This window comes from Thermosynechococcus sp. HY213 (genome assembly GCF_031460975.1).
Classification (GTDB): Bacteria; Cyanobacteriota; Cyanobacteriia; order Thermosynechococcales; family Thermosynechococcaceae; genus Thermosynechococcus.
Genome location: NZ_JAVKVB010000017.1, coordinates 62,273 through 72,156 on the forward strand (window position 1 = coordinate 62,273; position 9,884 = coordinate 72,156).

Below are 9,884 nucleotides of genomic sequence, written 5' to 3' on the forward strand. Positions count from 1 at the left end.
CTATTTTATCAGGCAGCGGGATCACCTGATGCAGTGGGTAGGCTGAGGGTAAAGGTGGTAATGCCCGCTTCACTGTCGGCGCTAATTTCACCCTGCAATTGCTCCACGAGTTTTTGGGTGAGGGCAAGGCCTAAACCCGTTCCCCCCTGTTGCCACGGATCGGCATTGGGAATGCGATAAAACTTTTCAAAGATGCGCGGTAGCTCCTCACTAGGAATCTCTGAGGGATTACTCACTTGAATTTGCAGGCGATCGCCCCCGATTGGATCAAAACGGACAACAATCTGTGCGCCAGCAGGGCTGTACTTACAGGCATTGTTGAGTAACTCTGCCAAGATGCGGGCTAAGGCATGGCGGTTGGAGAGGAGGGGCGGCAACGTGGCGGGGCGCAAAATCTCAAGGGATTGCTGCCGCTGTTGCATGCGGTTGCGGAAGGGTTCGAGCACCGAGGGCAGCCAACTGTCGAGATCAATCACCTCCTGTTGAATCTGGCTGCGCCCTGCCTCTAGGCGTTGCAGATCCAGCAAATCATTGATCAATTCCGTTTCGCGGTTGCACTCATTGGCGAGAATGTCGAGGTAGCGTTTCTGGCGATCGTCGGTGGCAAATTGCTTCAGCATATAGATGGCCATTTTCATATTGGCCATGGGGGTACGCAACTCGTGGGAAACGGTACTCAAGAAATCATCCTTAATGGCATTGAGCCGCTCTAGCTCCTGCATTTTCTGTTCCAGTTCGGCAGTACGGGCGCGCACTTGGCGCTCCAAATCCGCATTGAGTTCTTGTACCTGTTGGTAAAGCTGCGCTTGGTGAATGGCGAGGGCACACTGATCGGCAATGGTTTTGACGAGGCTTAAATCTTCTGGTGTCCAAGACTTGGGCAGGGTTTGTTGCCAAAGCTGGCGATCGCTTGCCAAAACGGACGTTGCCTCACTGGGTTCCCACTCCCAATCGAGGAGCGTAATTTGGCCGAGGAGTTGGCCAAGGTAAACTAGGGGAGTGATCACCAAGGCATTGACATTTAAGGTTCTGAGATCCGTTTGCAGCGGCTCTGGCAGATCTGGGCGACTGGCAGCTAAGACCACCTGTTCACCGCTGCGAAGGGTAGATTCAAAGAGGACGATCGCCTGCTGGTTGAGAGCAATCAAGTGGTTGGGTAAGCTGACAAATTGAGGACGGCTGGCATAGGTAGGGCTATTGGGCGCATGGGTTTGCGTAATCAGGCAGAGGGTCGATCCCAAGGCTTCTAGGAGTAAATCAGCGGTAATTTGCAGAACTTCCGCTGCCACCATAGTGGTACGCATGGCTTGAATGATGCGGTTAATGATGGCCTCACGGCGGGCTTGGTTGCGCAGTTGTTCCTCGGCTCGCTTGCGATCGGTGACATCCATGACATAGCTGCGGATCAGCTCACTTTCATAGATGTAGTGAATGGATTGCTCGTAGATGCGCCCTTGGTACTCCACCTCCCGCACATGCACTTTTTCTTGGGTTTGCTTCATGTAGCGTGCGAGTTCCGGCAATCCCAGCAATAGAGGATGAGTCAACTTCTGTTGCTGTAGATCTCGAAACTGTATCACTGCCGCTGGATTGAGATACGTCACCCTCCCCTCTAAATCCACTTCCAAAATTGGGTTGGGCGTCAGCTCCGGATAGGAGGCCAAGCGCACTAAGGCCGCTTCACTAAAATTCTCGATATTACCTTCACTGAGGGGGACAAGTGTTGCAAAGGGATTGGTGCTTTTGGAGAGAAATCCTAAGACATCGGTACTGCGGCAAAAATCCTGAAACTCCGTATCCGTCATGTTCGTCAAGGTCAAGTAGCGGGCACGCACATCGCCGCCAAACACAATCATGTCACCGCCACGCAAATCATGGGCAACAATCCGCTGGCCATTGACCAGAGTGCCATTCGTACTGCGCTTGCCCTGCAAATCACCATCAATGAGGCGAAAAAGATGGCTATTGGTTTCAGGACTGGTCACCCGTAACAAAATCGCGTGCTGCCGTGAGACCATCTTCGAGTGAAGCACAATTGAATTCGTTGGATCGCGACCGATGGAATAAGTGGCTGCCTCTAGCAAAATAGGTCGCCGCCCCTCACTGTCTTCGAGGACTAACAGGTGGCGGACTGCCTGCCGCTCGTGGCTCACCGTTGCCTCCTTGCCTAGGACGGCTGGGCACCCTGACGAAAGGATACTGGTGTCGCTGTCACCTTCCAAGTGGGTTCTTTGACAGGTAGGGTAGTATATTGGCGCACCAAGGCACGGAACTCATCACCGTCAATGGTTTCTTTCTCAAGGAGCAGCTCCACCAGCTTATCAATGGCCACCCGATGCTCGCGGATCAGTTTGCGGGCAATCTCGTAGCAGTGCATAACAATCTCGCGCACTTGGTGGTCAATTTGCACGGCCACAGCTTCAGAATATTCAGCGCGCGGCATGAGATCTCGACCCAGAAAGACCTCGTTGCCCGGCGTTTCAAGGGCTAAGTGTCCCAAGTCCGACATGCCGTAACGGGTCACCATTTCCCGCGCCAGATTGGCCACTGCTCGCAAGTCGCTACTGGCACCCACGGTGACTTCAGCATCGCCAAAGATTTCCACTTCGGCAGCGCGCCCCCCCAATAGAATGGTGATCTCATCGAGGAGCCATGCGCGGGTATAGAGGCCACTATCCACCCGCTCTTCATCAAAGATTTGCTGGGCAAAGCCGCCAACGCCCCCAGACCGGGGAATAATGGTCACTTTATTGAGGGGATCCGCATGTTTCAAGAGCGTCATCAGTAGAGCATGACCCACTTCGTGGTAGGCAATCAGCCACTTTTTCTTGCTGTCGAGGAGGGGAGTGAGCGTCATGCCAATCGTCACGCGATCAATGGCATCGTCAATTTCGGCATTGGTAATGGCCGGTTTGCGACGCCGAGCAGTAAGAATTGCGGCTTCATTGAGGAGGTTGGCCAGTTCGGCACCCGAAAAGCCGGGGGTACGGCGGGCGATCGCCTCTAGGGACACCTCGGGAGCAATTTTCTTGTGCCGCGCATGGACTTGGAGAATTTGCAGGCGTCCCTTGTAGCTGGGCAAATCCACGGTAATTTGGCGGTCAAAGCGACCCGGACGCAGGAGGGCAGCATCCAAAACATCGGGGCGGTTCGTTGCCGCAATCACAATAATGCCCGTATTCCCCTCAAAGCCATCCATTTCCGTCAGGAGTTGATTGAGGGTTTGCTCGCGCTCATCATTGCCACCGCCAATGCCGGCACCCCGTTGGCGACCGACGGCATCAATTTCATCAATAAACACCAGACAAGGGGCGTTTTCTTTGGCCTTTCTGAAGAGATCCCGCACACGGGAGGCACCGACGCCCACAAACATTTCCACAAATTCAGAACCAGAAATGGAAAAGAAGGGAACCCCGGCTTCACCGGCGATCGCCTTGGCAAGGAGCGTTTTTCCGGTTCCTGGTGGCCCAACTAGCAGCACCCCCTTGGGAATACGGGCACCAATGGAGGTAAATTTCTCTGAATTCTTGAGAAAGGTCACAACTTCCTGCAGCTCTTCTTTGGCCTCTTCAATCCCAGCCACATCGCCAAAGGTCACCCCCGTTTGTGCCTCCATTTGAAAGCGGGCGCGGGATTTACCAAAGTTGAGAATCTGCCCAGGGCCGCCGGGGGCATTACTCGCCCGCCGCAAAATCATCAGGAATAAAATCAGCAGAAAGAAGCCCAGCATCAAGTTAGAAATGACGCCAACCACTGCCCCATCACTGCTAGAGGGCACCACCCGCACCGTCGTGTTATAGCGGGTACTCACTTGGCGCAGCAGTTCTACAAGTTCAGGATTGCGATCAAAGAGCCGTACCTCTTGGGGGGGAGATTGTTCGGGTTGATCTTTACGGCGAAACTTGGCTAGCCCCTGTTCCTGATAGAGTTCGACGGAGCTGACTTCACCCGCCTTGAGGGCATTGAGGAATTGACTGTAGGAAACGGTGTTGTTATTGCTCGATTGCGCTAAACCAATGTGAGTGGGAGCTAACGAGAGACCCACGACCAAAGCCAGTTGACTCAGCCGTTGGGAAAGGCGTTGAGCGTATTTCATCGGCACCCGTTTCCGAAATTCAGTTCTAATTTCCAGTTTAACAGCGATTTTTTAGTTCCCTAGCGCCCTGGATCAGCCACAGCCAAGAATCACCGCCCTAAATATAAAATAGGACAGCATTCTCTTTAGAACGCCCATGGGACTGATTGTACAAAAGTATGGCGGCACGTCCGTCGGTAGTGTCGAGCGCATTCAAGCGGTAGCCCGCAGAGTCAAGGCAACTGTGGCAGCGGGACATCAGGTAGTGGTGGTGGTCTCGGCCATGGGCAAAACCACGGATAGCTTGGTGCAACTGGCCTATGCCATTAGCGATCGCCCCAGTCAGCGGGAAATGGATATGCTGCTTTCCACGGGGGAGCAGGTCTCGATCGCCCTGTTGACGATGGCGCTCCATGCCTTGGGGGAACCCGCCATCTCCCTCACCGGTGCCCAAGTGGGCATTGTCACCGAACCGGCCCACACCCGTGCCCGCATTCTCCACATTGAGACCCAGCGCCTCGAACGGCACCTCAAAGAAGGACAAGTGGTGGTTGTGGCCGGCTTTCAGGGGATTACTGCTGCTGCGGATTTTGAAGTCACCACCCTTGGGCGGGGTGGCTCGGATACCTCGGCTGTGGCCTTGGCGGCGGCGCTGCGGGCGGATTGCTGCGAAATTTACACCGATGTCCCCGGCATTTTGACCACGGATCCGCGACTGGTGCCCAATGCCCAACTCATGAGTGAGATTACCTGCGATGAAATGCTGGAGTTGGCGAGCCTAGGGGCAAAGGTCTTGCACCCCCGCGCCGTGGAGATTGCCCGCAACTATGGCGTGGATTTGGTGGTGCGCTCCAGTTGGACGGATGATCCCGGTACCCGTGTCATTGCACCATCGCGGCCGCCGCGTCCCGTGGAAAATCTTGAACTGGGCAAACCTGTGGATGGGGTGGCGCTGGATACGGATCAGGCGAAGGTGGCACTACTGCGGGTGGCCGATCGCCCCGGCGTTGCGGCACAGCTTTTTGGCGAACTGGCACGGCAAAATCTTGATGTGGATTTAATTATCCAATCCATTCACGAAGGTCAGACGAACGACATTGCCTTCACCGTGCAAAAGCGCGTTCTTAAACAAGCCGAGGCTGTTGCTGTGGCCTTTTATCCCCGCTTGAATCCACGGGTTGAAGAGACGGATGTGCTCGTGGATGCCGACATTGCCAAGGTGAGTATCACCGGTGCCGGGATGATTGGCCGACCGGGGGTGGCCGCTCAGATGTTTTCGGCCTTGGCGGCAGCGGGCATTAACCTACAAATGATTTCCACCTCTGAAGTGAATGTCAGTTGTACAGTGGCCGCAGCGGATGCAGGTCGAGCGATCGCTGTTCTCTCCCAAACCTTTGATGTGGAAGCCGCCACCACTGTCCCCCAAGAAACCCCCGATGCCCCAGCGGTGCGGGGCGTTGCCCTTGATCCCAAGCAGGCGCGGATTGCGATTCGCGATGTGCCCGATCGCCCCGGTATGGCGGCGGCAATTTTCCAGACCCTTGCGGATGCCGCCATTAGCGTGGATATGATTATCCAATCCCAGCGATCGCGCTCCCTCGGGGGTGTGATGACCCGCGATATTGCCTTTACGGTGGCCTCTGCCGATGCCGAGCGAGCCACGGAACTACTCAAGGGGGTTCAGAGCCAATTGGGCTACGGCGACATCCTCATAGATACGGCGATCGCCAAAGTGAGCATTGTTGGTGTGGGGATGATCCACCGTCCGGGGATTGCAGCGCAAATGTTTGCGGCCCTTGCCCGTGAAAACATCAACATTCAAATGATTGCCACCTCGGAAATTCGCGTGAGTTGTGTGGTGGCAGAATCGGAGGGGGTGCGGGCGCTGCGGGCGGTGCATACAGCCTTTGGTTTAGATGGTGAGGCTCCCGTCGTCATTCCCGATGTCGGTAAATAGACCGCCCCATTGGCAAATTGCCCTTGTCCTCGGCGTGGGCGTGTTGGCGGTTTCTACAGCTGCTGTGCTGGTGCGCTGGGGGGTTGCTGATTTAGCCACCGATTCCCTAGGCATGACCGTGGGGTTGAGCATTTTCTTGGCCAGTGGTCGCCTCAGTTTGGCTGCTCTCTTTTTGACCCCGCAACTTTACACGTGGCCGTGGCTAGACCTGACTCGCCAAAATCTGCGTTGGGCACTGGCGGCTGGGGTTGCCCTTGCGGCGCACTTTAGCCTCTGGTTCACCTCACTGCACTACACCTCGGTGGCAGCCTCAACCACATTGGTGACCACAACGCCCATCTGGTCGGCGCTCGTCGGGTACCTTTGGCAGCGACAAACCCTTCAACCCCGTGCTTGGGTGGGCATGGCGATCGCCCTTGGCGGCAGCGCCCTAATTGGGACGGCAGAACCGACGAGTGCTGTGGCAAGGAACCCCCTACTCGGAAATGCGCTGGCGATCGCGGCGGCGTGGGCGGTCAGTGCCTACTTTATCTGTGGTCAAGCGGCTCAAAAGGCGGGTCTGGCGATTCACCACTACGCCCTTGTGGCCTATGCCACTGCTGCCTTGGTTCTCTTGCCCCTGCCGCCACTGCTGGGTCTGACTTACGGAGGTTGGCCGCTGAAGCTCTATGGTGCGATTCTCCTGCTGGCTTTGATCCCCCAGTTGGTGGGGCACACCAGTCTCAATTGGGGGGTGCGTTGGCTTTCCCCTACATGGGTAACTCTTCTGGTGTTGGCAGAACCGATTGCTGCGAGTCTCTTTGCCTTGCTGCTCTTTGGTGAGGTGCCGACAACGGTAGTGATGACGGGGGGCAGTCTGGTGCTGGTGGGTTTAAGTGTAGCACTGTGGCCTAGTCCCTAGGGGGGTTCGGCGATCGCCGCCGCTGTTTGAGGGTGTCCAAAGCATCCCCTAAGGCGGTAATGAGTCCCTCACGGGTACGGGCATGATTTTGCCGCTCCTCCTCTAGGGCACGCCGTAGCCGTTCATTTTCCAAGAGGGCTTCAATCAGTTGTGCCTGAAGTTCGGCAACAGAGGTTTCACTGCGCACGCGGGCTTCAATCCGTGCCCGTTCACCCGCGCATTCCGGGGCTTCGGGATCCACAGGCGGTGGGGGCGGTTCAGGAACCAGTGACGGCAGTTCATTTGCTCGCGCCTGCGCCCGTTGCAGTTGCTCTTGCAGACGTTGAAGCTGTTCCTGAAAATCTGCCACAGTGGATAAGGCACAGTTAGAAATTCTAGGGCTATTTTGATACGAGTATCCTCAGAAAACAAGGGTCAAGATATATTCGTGAGTAGCGAGGCACTCCAAGCATGGTGGCACTGGGCACAGGCGATCATTCCAGCCCCTGAGCGCGAGAGTGGCCTACGGGAGTTAAAACAATTTCTCAGTGCCTTCACACAGTTGAGTCCCCTTGACATCACCCTGCGCCGCTTTCCGCCCGAGATTCCTCTAAAACTGCCCCTTGCAGAACTCCAAGAGCGTTGGCAACGCCGCTGGCAGGAGCGGGTTCCCCTGCAATATCTCATTGGTACGGTTCACTGGCACGATCTGGAATTAGTTGTCACCCCCAGTGTGTTGATTCCTCGGCCAGAAACAGAGGAACTCCTAGAAGTGGTGGCAGTAACGGTACCCCCTTGGCAACAACAGGGGCATTGGCTGGATTTGGGCACCGGCAGTGGGGCGATCGCTATTGGCTTGGCGCGGTTATTTCCTCAAGTGGTTGTTCATGCTGTCGATTGCAGTCCTGAGGCCCTAGAGGTAGCGCGAATCAACATTCAGAAGTACGGTTTGGGCGATCGCGTGCGTTGCTATGTTGGCAGTTGGTTTGCCCCCCTTACCCATCTGCAAGGGCAGGTGCAGGGCATTGTCAGTAATCCTCCCTATATTCCCACCCGCCTAGTGGCCACTCTCCAACCTGAGGTGCGCTGCCATGAACCCCCTATTGCTCTCGATGGTGGTGCGGATGGCTTGCAGGCGATTCGTCAGATTGTTGAGACGGCACCAGAGTATCTTCAGCCCCAAGGCTGGCTCTTTATCGAATTGATGGCAACCCAAGGGGAAGCTGTGGCAGCGCTAGCAATGGCCAGCCAAGCCTATGAACGAGTGGAAATTCTTCGGGATCTCAGTGGCCACGATCGCTTTTTGCTCGCTCAAGCAGTTTAGCCGCGATCCCAGCGCCAGAGGGCAACCATCAGGGCAACCACTCCGATTTGTAATGCCAGATTCCACACCAAATCGTTACCAGCAGTGCCCGCCAATCCCTTGAGGCCAAGGATAAAGGCACCCATGAGGCCGGAAGCGGCAAAAACGGCATAGAAAACGCGCCGTAGTCCCCGATAGGGAGCGGCTGCCTCGGCTCGCAGGCGATCGCGCAGAGTTGATTGAGTCACTTCAGCCGGTTGCTGGGGTTTGTGAGTAGCCATTTTGATTTTCCCATCACCTGAAAATATCCTACGTCCCTACAATGGGGAACGGTGTGCATCAATAACGGTCTAAGGCCGTAGGCCAAAAGAGATGTGAGGAGTTTGATATGCATTGGCAGCGAATCAGTGTAGCCCTGGCGATCGCCTTGGGTAGCACGGTTGCAATTCCCCAACTCAGTCAACCCTCCCAAAATACTGGTGCAGGGACACTCCGCTGGAGCGATGCTTCCTTTCCTGTGGAAAATTTCCAAGGCTATACCTCTCCCTTTGGCTACCGGCGATCGCCCACGGGGGAACCCACGACCGAATTTCACAATGGCCTTGATTTTGCTGCTCCTCAAGGGAGCTATATCCGTAATTGGTGGGTCGGGCAGGTGATTGAAGTTTCCGATCACACCGCCTGTGGCACACTGGTACGAATTCAATCGGGGGCTTGGGAACACGTTTACTGCCACATGATGGGGCGGGTTGAGCAGACCCCCCAAGGACGAGCCATGGTCGATCGCGCCGGTGGCATTTTCATCCTAGAGGGGCAGCGGGTACCCACGGGGGCACGTATTGGTCGAGTGGGCATGACAGGCCGCACCACCGGACCTCACCTTCACTGGACGCTCCGCCACCGAGGGCAATTGGTCAACCCTGCCGTGGTTCTACAGGCCATGTATGGCAGCCAGGCCCAACGATAACTTTCTGATTAAAAACTAACGGGACTGACGGGGCTCGAACCCGCAACTTCCGCCGTGACAGGGCGGTGCTCTAACCGATTGAACTACAGTCCCAATTTTTGAGCGATTTTTAGACTATCAGGAAAATCATGGCTTTGTCAACTGGTTAAATTTGCCTTGCTGGGCGATCGCCTGCGGGGCATCAATCAACTGCGTAGCCTTGACCCCAACGATGCCTTTCGGCTCATTCAACCCCTCAGCCAAGACGAAAATTCCCGTGTCCGCTACACTGCGGTGAGTCAAATTGCCAGCCTTGGGCACGTCAATCTCAATCAAGCCCATGACCTGTTGCGCGATCGCCTGCTCCATGACAGCGAAACGGATGTCCGTGCTGCCGCAGCGGATGCGATGGCTGCCCTACAAGTTCCCTTTGCCCTTGAAGATTTAGAAACGGCCTACCACAGTACCGATGATTGGCTGTTGCAGTTTATAGCAATTCTAATCAAGAATGAGACATCATCCAGCACAATACTTGCGAATCACCTCATCAATCGAACTGTTTGACCCTGCATACATCCGCGCTCGCTTCAACGCACTAAAGTTGTGCTCAATCACATTCAAATCAGGAGAGTATTTCGGTAAAAATAACACCTCGTGACCCGCCGCTTTCACCACTGCCTGAATCGCCCCTTTTGGATGAATCGGTGCATTATCCATCATCAA

At 55.5% G+C, this 9,884-nt stretch carries 10 protein-coding genes and 1 tRNA gene; 5 read left to right on the forward strand and 6 right to left on the reverse strand.

Annotated elements, in window-relative coordinates; genetic code table 11:
* Positions 1 to 8: 8 nt before the first annotated feature.
* A complete protein-coding gene (locus RHK62_RS12340; protein WP_302678436.1) occupies positions 9 to 2,153 on the reverse strand; it encodes an ATP-binding protein in 2,145 nt (714 codons plus the stop codon).
* 14 nt (positions 2,154 to 2,167) lie between these two features.
* Positions 2,168 to 4,096, reverse strand: a complete 1,929-nt coding sequence (gene ftsH, locus RHK62_RS12345) for an ATP-dependent zinc metalloprotease FtsH (protein WP_302678437.1) — start codon at positions 4,094 to 4,096, stop codon at positions 2,168 to 2,170.
* Positions 4,097 to 4,232: 136 nt separating this feature from the next.
* Between ftsH and RHK62_RS12350 the strand changes: the two genes are divergently transcribed.
* Together RHK62_RS12350 and RHK62_RS12355 are read left to right on the forward strand one after the other, a co-directional pair.
* Positions 4,233 to 6,032: an aspartate kinase gene (locus tag RHK62_RS12350; protein WP_206200405.1), complete on the forward strand. Its 1,800-nt coding sequence runs from the start codon at positions 4,233 to 4,235 to the stop codon at positions 6,030 to 6,032.
* Entirely contained in the window at positions 6,019 to 6,933 is a 915-nt protein-coding gene (locus tag RHK62_RS12355) for a DMT family transporter (RefSeq protein ID WP_310453778.1), read from the forward strand. Before RHK62_RS12350 ends, RHK62_RS12355 begins: the two co-directional genes overlap by 14 nt.
* On the opposite strand, the gene RHK62_RS12360 is transcribed toward RHK62_RS12355, so the two are convergent.
* Entirely contained in the window at positions 6,923 to 7,282 is a 360-nt protein-coding gene (locus RHK62_RS12360; RefSeq protein ID WP_310453779.1) for a hypothetical protein, read from the reverse strand. The genes RHK62_RS12355 and RHK62_RS12360 overlap by 11 nt on opposite strands.
* Positions 7,283 to 7,360: 78 nt before the next feature.
* Between RHK62_RS12360 and prmC the strand changes: the two genes are divergently transcribed.
* Positions 7,361 to 8,236: a peptide chain release factor N(5)-glutamine methyltransferase gene (gene prmC, locus RHK62_RS12365; RefSeq protein ID WP_310453780.1), complete on the forward strand. Its 876-nt coding sequence runs from the start codon at positions 7,361 to 7,363 to the stop codon at positions 8,234 to 8,236.
* Here prmC and RHK62_RS12370 read toward each other — a convergent pair.
* Entirely contained in the window at positions 8,233 to 8,496 is a 264-nt protein-coding gene (locus RHK62_RS12370; RefSeq protein ID WP_149819902.1) for a DUF3493 domain-containing protein, read from the reverse strand. The two genes, prmC and RHK62_RS12370, sit on opposite strands and share 4 nt — an antisense overlap.
* Positions 8,497 to 8,603: 107 nt before the next feature.
* Here RHK62_RS12370 and RHK62_RS12375 point away from each other — a divergent pair, with 107 nt between their 5' ends.
* A complete protein-coding gene (locus RHK62_RS12375; RefSeq protein WP_206200409.1) occupies positions 8,604 to 9,182 on the forward strand; it encodes a M23 family metallopeptidase in 579 nt (192 codons plus the stop codon).
* A gap of 19 nt (positions 9,183 to 9,201) precedes the next feature.
* Here the strand turns inward: RHK62_RS12375 and RHK62_RS12380 are convergent.
* Positions 9,202 to 9,275: transfer RNA gene (locus tag RHK62_RS12380), tRNA-Asp, on the reverse strand.
* A gap of 63 nt (positions 9,276 to 9,338) precedes the next feature.
* Here RHK62_RS12380 and RHK62_RS12385 point away from each other — a divergent pair.
* Complete coding sequence (locus tag RHK62_RS12385) at positions 9,339 to 9,725, forward strand: HEAT repeat domain-containing protein (RefSeq protein WP_302678443.1); 387 nt, start codon at positions 9,339 to 9,341, stop codon at positions 9,723 to 9,725.
* On the opposite strand, the gene RHK62_RS12390 is transcribed toward RHK62_RS12385, so the two are convergent.
* On the reverse strand, positions 9,678 to 9,884 hold a 207-nt coding region (locus tag RHK62_RS12390), incomplete at its 5' end, for a transposase (protein ID WP_310453781.1). The genes RHK62_RS12385 and RHK62_RS12390 overlap by 48 nt on opposite strands.

Coding starts and splice junctions, on each gene's coding strand:
- ftsH (WP_302678437.1), bottom strand. CDS start 4,096: ATGAAATACGCTCAACGCCTTTCCCAACGGCTGAGTCAACTGGCTTTG.
- RHK62_RS12350 (WP_206200405.1), top strand. CDS start 4,233: ATGGGACTGATTGTACAAAAGTATGGCGGCACGTCCGTCGGTAGTGTC.
- RHK62_RS12355 (WP_310453778.1), top strand. CDS start 6,019: ATGTCGGTAAATAGACCGCCCCATTGGCAAATTGCCCTTGTCCTCGGC.
- RHK62_RS12370 (WP_149819902.1), bottom strand. CDS start 8,496: ATGGCTACTCACAAACCCCAGCAACCGGCTGAAGTGACTCAATCAACT.
- RHK62_RS12375 (WP_206200409.1), top strand. CDS start 8,604: ATGCATTGGCAGCGAATCAGTGTAGCCCTGGCGATCGCCTTGGGTAGC.